The sequence below is a fragment of the Variovorax ginsengisoli genome (genome assembly GCF_030486595.1).
In the GTDB taxonomy this organism is placed as follows: domain Bacteria; phylum Pseudomonadota; class Gammaproteobacteria; order Burkholderiales; family Burkholderiaceae_C; genus Variovorax; species Variovorax ginsengisoli_B.
In genome coordinates this window covers 34,570-49,812 of record NZ_JAUJZH010000010.1, presented here as the reverse complement: position 1 = coordinate 49,812, position 15,243 = coordinate 34,570, and the positions used below count along the sequence as shown (strand labels likewise).

Genomic DNA, 15,243 nt, shown 5'->3' with positions numbered 1-15,243 from the left:
GGAAGTTTCCATAAGTTGATTCTCATGATTGCTCACGCCGCCCGCCGCCGGGGACCGAAGCCCGCGCTGCTGTCCCTGGCCTCCGCCGCCCTGCTGCTCTGGGCCTGCCAGGCCCAGGCCTTCTCGCTCGACGACGTCACGGCGCAGGCACGCACCCTGATGAACAAGCCCTACGTGGCGCCGGTGAACAACCTGCCGCCGGCTTTCAGCGACATGCAGTTCGCCGACTACCAGAAGATGCAGCCGCGCGCCGACCGCTTCGAATGGAAGGACCTGGACACGCCGTTCCGGCTGAACTTCTACCACCAGGGCATGCAGTTCAATTCGGCCGTGCGGATCAACGAGATCACCGCCGACGGCGTGCAGGAGATCAAGTACGACCCCGACCGCTTCGACTTCGGCGGCCTCGCCTTCGACCGCGGCGCGACCCAGGCATTGGGCTACGCCGGCTTCCGGGTGCTCTACCCGATCAACCAGCCCGACAAGCTCGACGAGATCGTGAGCTTCCTCGGCGCCAGCTATTTTCGCGTGATCGGCAAAGGCCAGGTGTACGGGCTGTCGAGCCGCGGGCTGGCGATCGACACCGCGCCGCCGGGCGGCGAGGAGTTTCCCAACTTCCGCGAATTCTGGATCCAGCGGCCGGCGCCGCAGGATCGCCAGCTGGTGATCTACGCGCTGCTCGATTCGCCGCGCGCCACCGGCGCCTACCAGTTCATCGTGACGCCCGGGGGCAAGGACGCGGTGGTCGACGTGCAGGCCAACATCTTCGTACGCGGCGACATCAAGACGCTGGGCATTGCGCCATTGACCAGCATGTTCCTCTACGGCCCGAACCAGCAGTCGGACCTCAAGCGTGGCTTCAGGCCCGCGATCCATGATTCGAACGGCCTGGCGCTGCGCACCGGCAGCGGCGAATGGCTCTGGCGGCCGCTCAACAACCCGCGCCAGCTGGCGATCAGCTCGTTCGAGGTCGAGAACCTGAAGGGCTTCGGCCTGCTGCAGCGCGGCCGCGAGTTCTCGCGCTACGAAGACCTCAAGGACCGATACGACCTGCGCCCGAGCGCCTGGATCGAGCCGCAGGGCCAATGGGGCAAGGGCCGCGTCACGCTGATGGAAATCCCGACGCCGGACGAGACCAACGACAACATCGTGGCCTTCTGGACGCCCGACGCGCCCACCCGGCGCGGCCAGATGCTGCAGTTCGCCTACCGCATGCACTGGACCACCGACGAGCCGGCGCTGCACGATGCCGCCAACGCCTGGGTCCGCCAGACCTTCCACACCGACAGCGAGCAGCTGCAGGCCAACCTGATCCGCAAGCTCGACGGCAACAGCGCCTTCCTGATCGATTTCGAAGGCCCGGCGCTGGCCAGCCTGCCGGCCGGCACCGAGGTCAGGCCGCGGGTCAGCGTGGGCGACAACGCCGATCTGATCGACGTCGGCATCGAGCGCAACCCGGCGACCAAGGGCTGGCGCGTGTCGCTGCGAGTACGGGTGAAGAACCCGGCCCTGCCGGTCGAGATGCGGGCCGCCCTGGTGCAGGGCGACCTGCCGATCAGCGAGACCTGGAGCTACCAGCTGCCGCCGAATCCGCCGCCGGCGGCAGCAGCGCCGCCAGCGCCCGCGGCGACGCCCTGAGCGGCTCGCGGCCTCAGGCCAGCAGCTTGGCGCCGGTCTTGGCCTGGAGGGCGTCGAAGCTCACGCCGGGCGCGAGCTCGACCACCTTCAGGCCCTCGGGCGTGACGTCCATCACGGCCAGGTCGGTGATGATGCGATCGACCACGCCGACACCGGTCAGCGGCAGGCTGCACTTCTCGAGGATCTTGAGGTCCTCGGTGCCGTCCTTCTTGCGAGCGACGTGTTCCATCAGGATGATCACGCGCTTGACGCCGGCCACGAGGTCCATGGCGCCGCCCATGCCCTTGACCATCTTGCCGGGAATCATCCAGTTGGCGAGGTCGCCCTTCTCGCTGACCTGCATGGCGCCGAGGATCGACAGGTTGATCTTGCCGCCGCGGATCATCGCGAAGCTGTCGTGGCTGCCGAAGATGGCCGAGCCCGGTAAGGTCGTCACGGTCTGCTTGCCGGCGTTGATCAAGTCGGCGTCGACCTGGTCCTCGGTCGGAAAGGGGCCGATGCCGAGCATGCCGTTCTCGCTCTGCAGCCAGACTTCCTTGTCGCCGACGAAGTTCGCGACCAGGGTCGGGATGCCGATGCCGAGGTTGACGTAGAAGCCGTCTTCGAGTTCTTCTGCCGCGCGTGCGGCCATCTGGTCCTGGGTCCAGGGCATGTCAGGCTCCTTTGGTGTTCTTGATGGGCGCGGGGACTTCGCTGCCGGCGGCGGCTTGCGCGATCGCGGCCTGGGCCTCGACCTTGGCGGCGGCGGCATCGACCGAGGCGCTCACGGTGCGCTTCTCGATGCGCTTCTCGGGCGTGGCGTTGAGCACGATGCGGTGCACGTAGATGCCCGGCAGGTGGATGTCGTCGGGCGCCAGCTCGCCGACCTCGACGATCTTCTCGACCTCGACGATGCAGATCTTGCCGGCCATCGCGGCGGCCGGGTTGAAGTTGCGCGCCGTCAGGCGGAAGCGCAGGTTGCCCGACTTGTCGGCCACGTGGGCCTTGACCAGCGCCACGTCGGGCACCAGCGAGCGTTCCATGACGTAGGTCTCGCCATCGAACTCGCGCAGTTCCTTGCCCTCGGCGACTTGCGTGCCGACGCCGGTCTTGGTGAAGAAGGCCGGGATGCCGGCGCCGCCGGCGCGCAGCTTCTCGGCCAGCGTGCCCTGCGGCGTGAATTCGAGCTCGAGTTCACCGGCCAGGTACTGGCGCTCGAACTCCTTGTTCTCGCCGACATAGCTGGCGACCATTTTCTTGATCTGCCGGGTCTCGAGCAGCCTGCCGAGGCCGAAGCCGTCGACGCCGGCGTTGTTCGAGATGCAGGTCAGGTTCTTGACGCCCGAGTCGTGCAGCGCGTCGATCAGCGCCTCGGGGATGCCGCACAGGCCGAAGCCGCCGACGGCAAGGGTCTGGCCGTCGGCCACGACGCCCTTGAGCGCCGCGTCGGCGGAGGGATAGATCTTGTTCGCCATGGTTCCTCGCTGGGTGATGGGATGGGGGTTGAATCGGGTCGAAATCCGAACCCGGACGATACTACGTACTGGCATACGTAGTATTTCGTAATGGACACACCCGACACCGCGCTCGCCGCCATCGACTACCGGCTCGCCTTCGAGCAGGCGCCGGTCGGCATGGTGCTGTCGCGCCATCGGATCATCGTCGACTGCAACCTGCGCCTGTGCGAGATGTTCGGTGCCACGCGCGATGCGCTGGTCGGACAGTCGTTTCGCGTCCTGTACCCGAGCGTCGTCGAATTCGAGCGCATCGGCAAGCGCATGGAGCCGATTCTGAACGCCAGCGGCCGCTATGCCGACAACCGCATGATGAAGCGCCTGGGCGGCCTGCACGGTGCCTTTGCGGGCGAAACCTTCTGGTGCCACGTCAGCGGCCAGGCGCTGAACCGCGAGGTGCCGCACGAGGCCGGCATCTGGACCTTCGAGGACCTGGGCTCGCGGCGGGCCGCAAAGGCCGACCTGACGCCGCGCGAGCGCGAGGTCGCGGCGCAGCTGATGAAGGGGCTGACCTCGAAGGAGATCGGCCGGGTGCTGGCGATCAGCCACCGTACGGTCGAGATCCACCGCGCCCGGCTGATGCGCAAGTACACCGCGGCGACCACGGCCGAACTGGTGCAGAAATTGATTGCTGGCTAGCGTCGGCGCCACACGATGAATCCGTACCACGACCCCGGCAAGTCGCACCACCGCCCGAACGGCTTCCAGAACAACTACCTCGAGTTCGAGCCCAAGAGCCTGTCGGAGCTGTTGCGCTGGCGCCGCGAGGCGGCGCGACTGCGCCTGCCGCCGCCGCCGCAGGCAGCGACGCCGCGCGTCGCGCCCGAACTGGACTGGCTGCGTGCCAACGCACTCGCGGGTGCCGCGATGCAGCCGGCCGTCACCTGGATCGGCCACGCGACGGCGATGGTCCAGATGGGCGGACTGACCCTGCTGACCGATCCGATGTTTTCACAGCGCGCCTCCCCGCTGCCGCTGCTCGGCCCGCGCCGCCATGCGGCCCCGGGGCTCGCGCTGGCCGAACTGCCGCACGTCGACCTGGTCCTGGTCTCGCACAACCACTACGACCACCTCGACGCGGCCTCCGTGGCGGCGCTGAACCGGCAGCCGGGCGGCCCGCCGTTGTTTGTCGTACCGCTGGGCCTCAAGGATTGGCTGGCGGCGCGCGGCATCACGCGCTCGATCGAACTCGACTGGTGGGACCGCCAGCGCCTCGAAGGCCCGCGGGGCCCGGTCGAAGTGGCCCTGGTGCCGGCCCAGCACTGGTCCTCGCGCAGCCCGCGCGACGCCATGGCCACGCTGTGGGGCGGCTTCGCCGTGCTGGCGCCCGACTGCCACCTGCTGTTCACGGGCGACACCGGCTACTCGCGCGACTTCGGCGACATCCGCCAGCACTTCAGCGACCGGCAGACCGTGACCCAGGGCGGCGGCTTCGATCTGGCGCTGATCCCGATCGGCGCCTATGCGCCGCGGTGGTTCATGCGCGATCAGCACGTGGATGTGGGAGAAGCCTTGCGGATCCACGCCGACCTCGGCGCCAAGCGCTCGCTCGGCATCCACTGGGGCGTGTTCCAGCTGACCGACGAGGCGCTGGACGAACCGCCGCGCAAGCTGGCGGAACTGCGCGAGCTCAGAGGGCTGGCGGAAGAGGAATTCTTCGTCACCGCGATCGGCGAGACGCGCCGGCTGCCGCCGCGCCGCGCGTTCAACCCGCTTTCCGAAACGTGAGGTTGATGCGCGAGGCGCCGAGCATCGGGTGCTCGCCCTCCTTCAGCGGCAGCACGCCGTGGAAATTGAGTCGGGCCGGCCCGCCCCACACCACGACGTCGCCGTGGGCGAGCGGCACGCGCCGCGGCCTGTCGCTGCGCGTCGGGCTGCCGAACTGGAACACCGCAGGCAGGCCGAGCGACACCGAGACGATCGGCTGGCCCAGATCGCGCTCGTCGCGGTCCTGGTGCAGCGACAGGCGGGTGCCGGGCAGGTAGCGATTGACGAGGCAGGCATCGGGCACGAAGCCGTCGAAGCCGGCCTCCGCGGCCGCCTGCGCCGCCAGCGCGGCAAAGGCGGCCGGCATCGAAGGCCAGGCCCGCCCGCTGTCGGGATCGATCGGGTCATAGCGGTAGCCGGTGCGATCGCTGACCCAGCCCAGCGCACCGCAGTTGCTCATCGCGACCGACATCGTGAAGCCGCCCGGGGTCACGAGATGGCGAAACGGCGCCCGCGCGGTCACGGCCTGCACGGCCGCGAGCAGGGCCGCATCGTGCCGGCACGCGAAGCGCCGCAGCACGACCGCGCCGGGCGCCAGCGGCTCCATCGACGGCGCATCGGGTTCGAACAGGTCCAGGGTCATTCAGGTGGCGTCGTGAAAGATGATGCCCAGCGTGTGCCGGCGGCCTGACCTCACGAGGCTCACGCCGTGGCGCAGGTTGACACGGTAGGCGCCGCGCGTGCCCTGCACCGGGCGGTGATGCACCGCGATCACCGCGGCGTCGCCCTGCCGCAGCGGCAGCACCATCGGCCGCGACTGCATGCGCGGGCGCTGCTCGGTCATGACGAATTCTCCACCGGAGAAATCGCGCTCCGGCTCGGACAGCAACACCACCATCTGCAACGGAAAGACCTGCTCGCCGTAGAGATCCTGGTGCAGGCAGTTGTAGTCGCCGGGGCCGTATTGCAGGAGCAGAGGCGTGGGCTTGCATTGCCCCGCCGCATGGCAGCGGGCGATGAACTCGGCATGCTGCGGGGGATAGCGCACATCGACGCCCATGGCCTCGTTCCAGCGGTTGGCGATCGGCGCGAGCCGCGGGTAGACCGATTCGCGCAGTCCCGCGACCAGGCCCGGCAACGGATGGTCGAAGTACTTGTACTCACCGCGTCCGAAGCCGTGGCGCTCCATCACGACCCGGCTGCGAAACGGGCCCGCCCCGGCGTAGAGCGCGGCCGTCGATCGGCACTGTTCGGGCGTCAGCAGTGCCTTGATGACGGCATGGCCCTGTTCGTCCAGGTCGCTTGCGACCTGCGCCCAGTCGACCGTGTCGATGTCGCGTGCGCTCACTGGGAAACCTCCGTGCTTCGCACTGCGGTGCGAGCCCCCTTCGGAACGGCCGGGCGGGGGCTCACGAGTGTTCCGCCTCTCGTTGCAGCAGCGCGCTCTTGCGCTCCACGCCCCAGCGATAGCCCGAGAGGCTGCCGTCGCTGCGCACCACGCGGTGACACGGGATCGCCACCGCCAGCGCGTTGGCGCCGCAGGCCTGGGCCACGGCGCGCACCGACTTCGGCGCGCCGATGCGCTCGGCGATCTGGCTGTAGCTCGCGGTCGCGCCGGCCGGGATCTCGCGCAGCGCCCGCCACACGCGCAGCTGGAAGGCCGAGCCGCGCAGGTCCAATGGCAGGTCGAGCCCGAGCGCCGGCGCCTCGACAAAGCCGACCACCCGGGCCACCAGCGCCTCGAAGGCCGGGTCGGCGCCGATCAGCAGGGCCTTCGGGAAGCGGTCCTGCAGATCGCGCGCCAGCGCATCGGGATCGTCCCCGAGCGCGATCGCGCAGACGCCGCGCGCGCTCTGCGCCACCAGGATGGCGCCGAGCGCGCAGGCGCCGATGGCAAAGCGGATCTCTGTGTCGGCACCGCCGGCACGCCAGGCCGTGGGCGTCATGCCGAGCGTCCGGTCGGCATCCTCGTAGAAGCGGCCGTTGGAGTTGTAGCCGGCGTCGTAGATGGCGCTGGTGACCGATTCGCTGCGGCCCAGCGACTCGCGCACGCGGTGGGCGCGGTGCGCGGCCGCGTAGGCCTTCGGCGTCAGCCCGGTCACCGCCTTGAAAAGCCGCTGGACGTGCGATGCGCTCAGGCCGGCACGCTCGGCCAGTTCGTCGAGTGTGGGGGCCTGCTCGGCGCATTCGATGAAGCGACACAGGTCGGCGACTTGGACCGCCTGCCGCTCGGCGCGCGCCGGCTGGCCGGGCTTGCACCGCATGCAGGGCCGGAAGCCTGCGCGCTCGGCCTCGGCCGGGCTGGCGTGGAAGTCGACGTTCTCGGGCCGCGCGGGTCGGGCGCCGCACGAGGGCCGGCAGTAGACGCCGGTGGTCCGCACCGAATAGACGAAGCGGCCATCGGCGGCCGGGTCGCGCGCGGCCACCGCCGCCCAGCGCGGATCGCTCACCGTCGCGAGGGCCCGCATCTCGTTGCTGTTGCTCATGTTCATCTCTGTCCTCGGCATGTTGTGGATCGGTGCCTCCACTGTAGGAAAGGCCGCCGCGCCGCGCACTCCGTGTCTTGCTTTCGAATTCGACTGTAGGACCAGGGCGCCCCTGCGGCGTCATCAGCCTTCGGCCTACGGAGTGCCGCCTATGCCGCCGCTAGATTGGGCCTCCATGATGGATCGTCGCTCACTTCTGGTCGCCGGTGGGGCCTCCCTGGCGCTGGCTTCCCTCGGACTGCCCGCGGGCGCGCGGGCAGCCGCCGGCCTTCGTTTCAGTCAACCCTCGCCCTTCTCTTTCGAACGCCTGGTTGCATTGTCGAAGTCCCTGGCCGCCAAGCCCCGGGTGGCCGATGCCTCGCTGCCAGCCGACGTACTGCAGCGCATCGACTACGACGCCCAGGGAAAGATCCGTTTCGACACCCGCAACGCGTTGTTCCGGGACGGTCCCGGCGCGTTCCCCGTGACCTTCTTCCACCTGGGACGCCTGGCCCCGGTACCGGTCCACATGTACCTGCTCGAAGAAGCACGCGGCGACAGCTTCGCGCGCGAGATCCTCTACGACGCGGCGCTGTTCACGATGCCCGCCGACAGTCCGGCCAGGCAGTTGCCCGCCGGCGCCGGCTTCGCGGGCTTCCGCCTGCAGGAAAGCCGGCTCGGCGAACAGGCCGGGCGGCCCTGGCAGGACAACGACTGGGTGGCTTTCCAGGGCGCCTCCTACTTCCGCGCCATCGGCGAGCTCTACCAGTACGGGCTGTCGGCGCGCGGCATCGCACTCGATGCGGCGGTGCCCGACCGGCCGGAGGAGTTCCCCGACTTCACGCGCTTCTACTTCGAGCCGCCCACCGCGGGCTCGGACGCCATGACGGTCTACGCGCTGCTCGAAGGGCCCAGCGTCACCGGCGCCTACAAGTTCCTGCTGCGGCGCGGCAAGGGCGTACTGATGAACATCGAGTGCCGGCTGTTCCTGCGCCGCGATGTCGAGCGCTTCGGCCTGGCGCCGTTGACCTCGATGTACTGGTACTCCGAGACCGTGAAGCCGGCCGGCATCGACTGGCGGCCCGAGGTGCACGACTCCGACGGCCTTGCGATGTGGAACGGCGCTGGCGAGCGCATCTGGCGGCCGCTCAACAACCCGACCCAGACCCGTGCCTCGACCTTCACCGACAACAACCCCAAGGGCTTCGGCCTGCTGCAGCGCGACCGCAGCTTCGATCACTACCAGGACGGCGTCCACTACGAGAAGCGGCCGAACCTGTGGGTCGAGCCGCTCGGTGCCTGGGGCGAAGGCGAGGTGCAGCTGATCGAGATCGCGACCGACGACGAGATCCACGACAACGTGCTGGCCTGCTGGGTGCCCAAGGCGCCCGCCAGCGCGGGCTCGAGCGTGACGCTCAAGTACCGCCTCCACTGGAGCGCCGAGGAGCCCTTCCCCTCGCCCTTGGCACGCTGCATCGCCACCCGCATGGGCCGCGGCGGCGAGCCGGGCAAACCTCGGCCGGCGGGGGTGCGCAAGTTCATGGTGGAGTTCATCGGCAAGCCGCTGGAATCGCTCGCCTCCGGGGTCAAGCCCGAACTGGTGCTGACCGCGGCGCGCGGCAAGTTCTCGTACGTCTTTGCGGAAGCGGTTCCGAACGGCGTGGCCGGACATTGGCGGGCGCAGTTCGACTTCACGCCGGAGGGCAATGAGGCGGTCGACATGCGGCTGTTCCTGAAGAATGGGGAACAGACGTTGTCGGAGACCTGGCTGTATCAGTTTCAGCCGGGTTGAGATCGTTCGTTGGTGGGGGCCCGGCAAGCGGTGCGGGCCATCCCGACGTCTCCAACGCCGATGCCACCCCAACGTATCAGCGGTGGTGGGCGGTATGCCCTGGGCTGGCCGTTGAGGCACCGCCGAGCAGCGGAGCGGCAGGCGGATCAGGGCCGCGCGTGTTTGAGTGGAGCGCAGCGGAGCGAGTTTGCGCGGACCCCGCCTGCCGCGAGCAGCGCAGGGAAGCCCGAAGGGCCGGTGACGTCGGCCGGCCCAGGGCATACCGCCCGCCGCCGCCGCCCACCGCCGTCAAACGTCCCCGATTCCCTACTTCCCCTTCACAGCAATCAACTCGATCTCGAAGTTCAAGGTCGCGTTCGGCGGAATCACCCCGCCCGCCCCGCGCGTGCCGTAGGCGATGCCCGGCGGGCAGGTCAGCTTGGCCTTGCCGCCGACCTTCATCAGCTGCACGCCCTCGGTCCAGCACGGGATCACGCCGTTGAGCGGGAACTCGGTCGGCTCGCCGCGCTTGTAGGAGCTGTCGAACTCCTTGCCGTCGGGGAAGGTGCCTCGGTAGTGCACCTTGACCACGTCGGTCGCGGCCGGCGAGGCGCCCTTGCCGTCGACCAGCGACTGGAACACCAGCCCGCTGGGCTTGGTGACCGGCGCCGACTGCGCAAAGGCGCTCGGCAAGACGAACAACGAAACGACGGCGGCACAAAGAACTGATCGCACGGCAAACCCTTGGTTGATTGGACGAAGAGCGTCATTATTGCCGGGTGGCGCCTGCCTGGCACCGCTCTTGCACATCGTCGCCGCCACCCATCGACTCTCTGCTCGCACCATGCGCTACCGCACCACGATCGACTCCCAGGTCTTCGACTTTGACGACCTGAGGCAGGTCATGGCCTTTGCCAGCCCCGCACGTTCGGGCGACTACCTGGCGGGCATCGGCGCCGCCACCGCGCAGCAACGCATGGCCGCGCGCCACGTGCTGGCCGAGACGCCGCTGAAGCAATTTCTGACCGAAGCGCTGATCCCCTATGAAACCGACAACATCACGCGCCTGATCATCGACGGCCACGACGCCGCGGCCTTCGCGCCCGTGGCGCACCTGACGGTCGGCGACTTCCGCAACTGGCTGCTGTCCGACCGCGCCGACACCGCGGCATTGAGTGCGCTGGCGCCCGGCCTGACGCCAGAGATGGTGGCCGCGGCCTCCAAGCTCATGCGCAACCAGGACCTGGTCGCAGTGGCCCGCAAATGCAGCGTGGTCACGCGCTTCAGGGACACCATCGGCCTGCCCGGCCACCTCTCGGTGCGGCTGCAGCCCAACCACCCGACCGACGACCTGCGCGGCGTCGCCGCCTCCACGCTCGACGGCCTGCTGATGGGCGCCGGCGATGCCGTGATCGGGCTCAACCCGGCGTCCGACAGCATGCCGGTCCTCGGCGAGCTGCTGCGGCTGCTCGACGAAGTCATCCAGCGCTTCGAGATCCCGACCCAGAGCTGCGTGCTGACCCATGTCACCAACACGCTGAAGCTGGCCGAATCCGGGGCGCCGATCGACCTGGTGTTCCAGTCGATCGGCGGCACCGAGCAGACCAACCTGTCCTTCGGCGTCACGCCCGAGCTGCTCGACGAGGCCCATGCCGCGGCGCAGTCGCTGCGGCGCGGCACCGTCGGGCGCAACTGCATGTACTTCGAGACCGGCCAGGGCAGCGCGCTGTCGGCCAACGCCAGCTTCGGCGTCGACCAGCAGACTTGCGAGGCACGCGCCTACGCGCTGGCCCGCCGCTACCAGCCCCTGCTGATCAACACCGTTGTCGGCTTCATCGGGCCCGAGTACCTGTACGACGGCAAGCAGATCATCCGCGCCGGCCTCGAGGACCATTTCTGCGGCAAGCTCCTCGGCCTGCCGATCGGCTGCGACATCTGCTACACCAACCACGCCGAGGCCGATCAGGACGACATGGACACGCTGCTGGTGCTGCTCGGCACGGCAGGCATCAACTTCATCATGGGCGTGCCGGGCGCCGACGACGTCATGCTCAACTATCAAAGCACTTCCTTCCACGACGCGCTGTTCCTGCGCCAGACCCTGGGCCTCAAGCGGGCGCCCGAGTTCGAGGCCTGGCTGCAGCGCATGCAGATCAGCGACGCCGCGGGCCGGCTCCATCCGCCTTCGTCCAATCGCCTGCTCGCCGACATGGGCGCCCTCGCGGCACTCGCCCGATGAACGACATCGTCACCGCCAGCCCCTGGGGCGCCTGGCGCAGCGCCACCCCGGCGCGGCTCGCGCTCGGCCGCGCCGGCGCTGGCATGCCGACCGACGAGGTGCTGCGCTTCGGCTGGGCGCATGCGATGGCGCGCGACGCGATCCACGCCGCGCTCGACGTGCCGGCGCTCGAGTCCGCCCTGCGCGACGGCGGCTGGGCCGTGGCACAGGCCCGCAGCCGCGCGCCCGACCGCACCGCCTACCTGCGCCGCCCCGACCTCGGCCGCCAGCTCGATGCCAGCGACGCCGAGCGGCTGCACGCCGCCGCCGGACCGCCGGCCGACCTCTGCATCGTGGTGGGCGACGGCCTGTCCTCGCTGGCGGTGGCGCGCCATGCCGTCCCGCTGCTGGCCGCGCTGCGCGCCCATCTGCCGGCCGGAATGACGCTGACGCCGGTGGTGGTCGCGACCCAGGCCCGGGTCGCCCTGGCGGACGAGATCGGCGAGGCCTTGGGCGCGCGGCTGTCGGTCATGCTGATCGGCGAACGCCCGGGGCTGAGTTCGCCCGACAGCCTCGGGATCTACATCACGCACGCGCCGCGCCGTGGCCGCCACGACGCCGAACGCAATTGCATCTCGAACGTGCGGCCCGAGGGGCTGGCCTACGCGACGGCGGCCTTCAAGCTCGGCTGGCTGCTGCGCGAAGCCCTGCGCCGGGGACTGACCGGCGTCGCACTGAAGGACGACAGCGAGCTCCATCTTCCCTCCTCCCTATGATGATCGGGAACAAGGAACCAAGGAGACGCTCATGACCGACCGCTATCCCCTCGCCGAGCTCAAGGACCTGCCCGACGACATCCGCGCCGCGGTGCTCGCAGTCCAGGAGAAGGCCGGCTTCGTGCCCAACGTTTTCCTCGGACTGGCGCGCCGCCCGGCCGAGTGGCGGGCCTTCTTCGCCTACCACGACGCCCTCATGCTGAAGGAGGAAGGCTCGCTCACCAAGGGCGATCGCGAGATGATCGTCACCGCCACGAGTGCGGTCAACAAGTGCCTCTATTGCGTGGTGGCCCACGGTGCGCTGCTGCGCGTCTACGAGAAGAAGCCGCTGGTGGCCGACCAGGTGGCCGTCAACTGGCGCAAGGCCGACATCACGCCGCGCCAGCGCGCGATGCTCGAATTCGCGATGAAGGTCTGCGAGCGATCGCACGAGATCGACGACAGCGATTTCGCGCCACTGCACTCCCACGGCTTCGACGACGAGGACATCTGGGACATCGCCGCCATCACCGCCTTCTTCGGCCTGTCGAACCGAATGGCGAGCTTCAGCGGGATGCAGCCTAACCCGGAGTTCTTCCTGATGGGCCGACTGCCGCGCGAGAAGAAGTAGCCATCGCATCTCGCCCGCGGCACGACGCCAGCGCATCGAGCGCGGGTAGGTAGGTGGGCGTCTTGACGTCCATCAGGCCGAGCACCGTGTGATAGAGGTTGTCGTGCGTGAGCGGCGTGTCGAGCCCCGCCGACATGCAGCTGGCGGACAGTTGCCGGCGGGCCGTCATTCCTTCGCCGAACCAGGCCACCATCGGCACGTGCTTCTGCACCTCCGGCGCGAAGCTGTAGGGCACGCCGTGCAGGAACAGGCCGTACTCGCCGAGCGATTCGCCGTGGTCGCTGAGGTAGAGCAGCGCCGGATCGAACGCCGCCGACTGGCCCTGGAGCCAGTCGATGGTCTTGCCCAGGAAGCGGTCGGTGTAGGCGATGGAGTTGTCGTAGCCGTTCAGCAGCTCGGAGTGACTGCACTCGGCCAGCGCATTGCTCCGGCATTCGGGCAGGAAGCGCTTGGAGTCCGGCGACGAGCGCTTGAAGTACGAGGGGCCATGGCTGCCCATCTGGTGCATCACCAGCACCACGCCCTTGGCGCGGCGCTCGGCGGGCAGTGCGGCCAGGCGCTGGTCCAGGCCCTTGAGCATGACGTCGTCCAGGCACTCGTCGCCGTCGCACAACGCGCTCTTGACGCCGACGTCGAGCGGGTCGAAGGCCGACGCATGGGGAATGCGATCGCACACGCCCTTGCAGCCGCCGGCCTGGTTGTCGAGCCAGAACACCGCCAGGCCCGAGGCCTGCAGCACGTCCATCAGGTTCTCGTAGTCGTCCTTGCGCCCCTCGAAGGCCTGCTTGCCCAGCGGCGAAAACATGCACGGCACGGAGGCCAGGGTGTTGGTGCCGCAGGAATGAACGTCGCGCCAGCTCAGCACCTTGCGCGCCGCGAGCTGCGGCGTGGTGTCGCGCGCATAGCCGTTGAGGCCGAAGTGGTCGGAGCGCGCGGTCTCGCCCACCACCAGCACGAACAGCGGCGGCTTGGCCTGTCCGGCATAGCTGGCGCCCAAGGCCGCACCGCCGCTCATCGGAATCAGGCGGCGGTTGTGCTTGAAGACCGGTCCGAAAGTCACCGACCCCGCGGAATACAGGCTCGCCAGCGGATTCATCATGTAGCGCAGGTTCGCGTTGTTGCGCATCAGCGGCGCCAGTTGCCGGTTCATGGCCATCGCACCGCCCGCGGCCAGCAGCGCCACGGCCAGCAGCAGCACGCCATTGCGCCAGGCCTGCGAGACCAGCCGCTGCGGTGCCAGCCGGAGGCACCAGAGCGCCCAGCCCGGCAGCGCAGCGACCAGGATCACATTGAGCAGCAGGCGCCAGCTCATCAGGTCGCGCACCTCGTTGGCATCGGTCTGCATGGCGTTGGCCAGCATGCTCGGGTCCATCACGACGCGGTAGCTCAGCATGTAGTGCTGGACCACCGCCGCCAGCACGACGACGCCGAACCAGACCGGCTTCATCCAGCGCGACCAGGCGGTGAACGACAGCAGCGCCACGGTGCCGCACACCGTGAGCAGCAGCATCGATGCGATCGAGGGCAGGTACACGCTGGGTGCGCCGCCGATGCGCGCGAGCTCGATCCACAGCGGCCAGTTGGCCACCAAGGCGAGATAGAGGCTCAGCCAGACGACGACGCGCCGAGCAGTGCGGGGACGTGCCAGCCAGGCGTCGACGGCCCGCCAGTGCGAACGTAGCGCGCCCACGGGCGCGGGAACGAGCGGGTCGTCGACCGCAGGCTCGCCCTGTGGCCGCGCAACGGAAGACGAATTGGAACCAAGCATCGGCGGAGACTACGGACCCGGACTGAAACGTCCCTGAATCGAGCGGTCAGGCTTCATTCAGCTTCGGCGACACATTCGGCCGCGTGCGCCGGTCGGACAGCACCCGAACGAGCGCATCGATCGCGAAGGCCGCCACCCAGCAGAACCATGCGGTCCACAAGGTGTGGCTCATGAAGTGGGCGCCCCGCATCTGCTGGGACAGGCCCAGGGCCAGCCCCGCGACCAGCGTGCAGGCGAACCAGGCCCGCGCGACACCGGGTGAGGCGCGGCGAAAGACGAAGTAGCCGCCCAGGTAGGCGAAGGCCGCCGAGGCATGGCCGGCTGGAAAGCAGTTGCCCGAGCCCCCGTCGCGCACGCCCCAGGCCCAGTGCGACACGTATTGCGCCACGCCGCCGAAGGCCTGGAGATCCCAGGGGCAGCTGGTCTTGCTGGTGAACTTGAGCAGCGAGATGAGGATGACGCTGGCCAGCGCGGTCGCGGCCAGTTGCACCCGCTCGCCCTGGCGCAGGCGTCGAAGCAGGCCGACCGGCCACCGGATGGCGGCAAAAAGCCCGATCACCAGCACCCAGCTGAGCGTCTTGGCGCCCTCGTGCATCACCTTGTTCAGGAACCAGTCGTCGCGCCACGGAAAACCCGTCGGCGTGCCTGCCATCCGGGCCAGCACGAGGTCCAGCCCGCTCGCATCCCACAGAAGCAGCAAGCCGAGGGCGACCAGCGTGAGGACGAGCAAGCGAGCGTAGGCAGAGCGAATCATGCGGCGCAAGGCTAGCCCACGGGCATGAACCCAGGCTGAAGGC

15 protein-coding genes are annotated in these 15,243 nt (G+C 69.1%); 7 read left to right on the top strand and 8 right to left on the bottom strand.

The window, feature by feature from the left end; all coding sequences use genetic code 11:
* Nucleotides 1-24 precede the first annotated feature (24 nt).
* Nucleotides 25-1,638 carry a glucan biosynthesis protein G gene (locus QZH52_RS15510; RefSeq protein WP_301810623.1) on the top strand — a complete coding sequence of 538 codons (1,614 nt, stop codon included), beginning with the start codon at nt 25-27 and terminating at the stop codon, nt 1,636-1,638.
* A gap of 13 nt (nt 1,639-1,651) precedes the next feature.
* Here the strand turns inward: QZH52_RS15510 and QZH52_RS15505 are convergent, their stop codons facing one another.
* Together QZH52_RS15505 and QZH52_RS15500 are read right to left on the bottom strand one after the other, a co-directional pair.
* A complete protein-coding gene (locus tag QZH52_RS15505) occupies nt 1,652-2,290 on the bottom strand; it encodes a 3-oxoacid CoA-transferase subunit B (protein ID WP_286522712.1) in 639 nt (212 codons plus the stop codon).
* Nucleotide 2,291: 1 nt separating this feature from the next.
* Nucleotides 2,292-3,092 (bottom strand): CoA transferase subunit A, encoded by an 801-nt coding sequence (locus QZH52_RS15500; protein WP_301810621.1) that lies wholly within the window; start codon nt 3,090-3,092, stop codon nt 2,292-2,294.
* 90 nt (nt 3,093-3,182) lie between these two features.
* On the opposite strand from QZH52_RS15500, the gene QZH52_RS15495 reads away from it, so the two are divergent.
* Nucleotides 3,183-3,770: a PAS and helix-turn-helix domain-containing protein gene (locus tag QZH52_RS15495; protein ID WP_301810620.1), complete on the top strand. Its 588-nt coding sequence runs from the start codon at nt 3,183-3,185 to the stop codon at nt 3,768-3,770.
* Between the two features lie 15 nt (nt 3,771-3,785).
* A complete protein-coding gene (locus QZH52_RS15490) occupies nt 3,786-4,859 on the top strand; it encodes an MBL fold metallo-hydrolase (protein WP_301810619.1) in 1,074 nt (357 codons plus the stop codon).
* Here the strand turns inward: QZH52_RS15490 and alkB are convergent.
* The 3 genes from alkB to ada all read right to left on the bottom strand — a co-directional run bounded on the left by alkB (nt 4,837) and on the right by ada (nt 7,330).
* Nucleotides 4,837-5,481, bottom strand: a complete 645-nt coding sequence (gene alkB, locus QZH52_RS15485; protein WP_301810616.1) for a DNA oxidative demethylase AlkB — start codon at nt 5,479-5,481, stop codon at nt 4,837-4,839. The two genes, QZH52_RS15490 and alkB, sit on opposite strands and share 23 nt — an antisense overlap.
* Entirely contained in the window at nt 5,482-6,186 is a 705-nt protein-coding gene (locus tag QZH52_RS15480; RefSeq protein ID WP_301810614.1) for a 2OG-Fe(II) oxygenase, read from the bottom strand.
* Between the two features lie 61 nt (nt 6,187-6,247).
* Nucleotides 6,248-7,330 (bottom strand): bifunctional DNA-binding transcriptional regulator/O6-methylguanine-DNA methyltransferase Ada, encoded by a 1,083-nt coding sequence (gene ada, locus QZH52_RS15475; protein WP_301810612.1) that lies wholly within the window; start codon nt 7,328-7,330, stop codon nt 6,248-6,250.
* A gap of 169 nt (nt 7,331-7,499) precedes the next feature.
* Between ada and QZH52_RS15470 the strand changes: the two genes are divergently transcribed.
* Nucleotides 7,500-9,095, top strand: a complete 1,596-nt coding sequence (locus QZH52_RS15470; RefSeq protein WP_301810874.1) for an OpgD/OpgG family glucan biosynthesis protein — start codon at nt 7,500-7,502, stop codon at nt 9,093-9,095.
* Nucleotides 9,096-9,401: 306 nt separating this feature from the next.
* Here QZH52_RS15470 and QZH52_RS15465 read toward each other — a convergent pair whose 3' ends face one another.
* Nucleotides 9,402-9,809, bottom strand: coding sequence for an FKBP-type peptidyl-prolyl cis-trans isomerase (locus tag QZH52_RS15465; protein WP_286522726.1), 408 nt, complete (start codon nt 9,807-9,809; stop codon nt 9,402-9,404).
* Between the two features lie 109 nt (nt 9,810-9,918).
* Here QZH52_RS15465 and QZH52_RS15460 point away from each other — a divergent pair, with 109 nt between their 5' ends.
* From QZH52_RS15460 to QZH52_RS15450, 3 genes are read left to right on the top strand one after another with little or no spacing between them, the layout of a single operon-like run.
* Nucleotides 9,919-11,313: an ethanolamine ammonia-lyase subunit EutB gene (locus QZH52_RS15460; protein WP_301810873.1), complete on the top strand. Its 1,395-nt coding sequence runs from the start codon at nt 9,919-9,921 to the stop codon at nt 11,311-11,313.
* Nucleotides 11,310-12,068 (top strand): ethanolamine ammonia-lyase subunit EutC, encoded by a 759-nt coding sequence (gene eutC, locus QZH52_RS15455; protein ID WP_301810609.1) that lies wholly within the window; start codon nt 11,310-11,312, stop codon nt 12,066-12,068. The genes QZH52_RS15460 and eutC overlap by 4 nt, the downstream gene beginning before the upstream one ends.
* A 31-nt stretch (nt 12,069-12,099) precedes the next feature.
* On the top strand, nt 12,100-12,678 hold the full coding sequence (locus QZH52_RS15450) for a peroxidase-related enzyme (protein ID WP_301810606.1): 579 nt from the start codon (nt 12,100-12,102) through the stop codon (nt 12,676-12,678).
* Here QZH52_RS15450 and QZH52_RS15445 read toward each other — a convergent pair.
* A complete protein-coding gene (locus QZH52_RS15445) occupies nt 12,629-14,446 on the bottom strand; it encodes a phosphoethanolamine transferase (RefSeq protein WP_301810604.1) in 1,818 nt (605 codons plus the stop codon). The genes QZH52_RS15450 and QZH52_RS15445 overlap by 50 nt on opposite strands.
* A gap of 46 nt (nt 14,447-14,492) precedes the next feature.
* Nucleotides 14,493-15,200, bottom strand: coding sequence for a phosphatase PAP2 family protein (locus tag QZH52_RS15440; protein WP_301810603.1), 708 nt, complete (start codon nt 15,198-15,200; stop codon nt 14,493-14,495).
* Nucleotides 15,201-15,243: the final 43 nt, after the last annotated feature.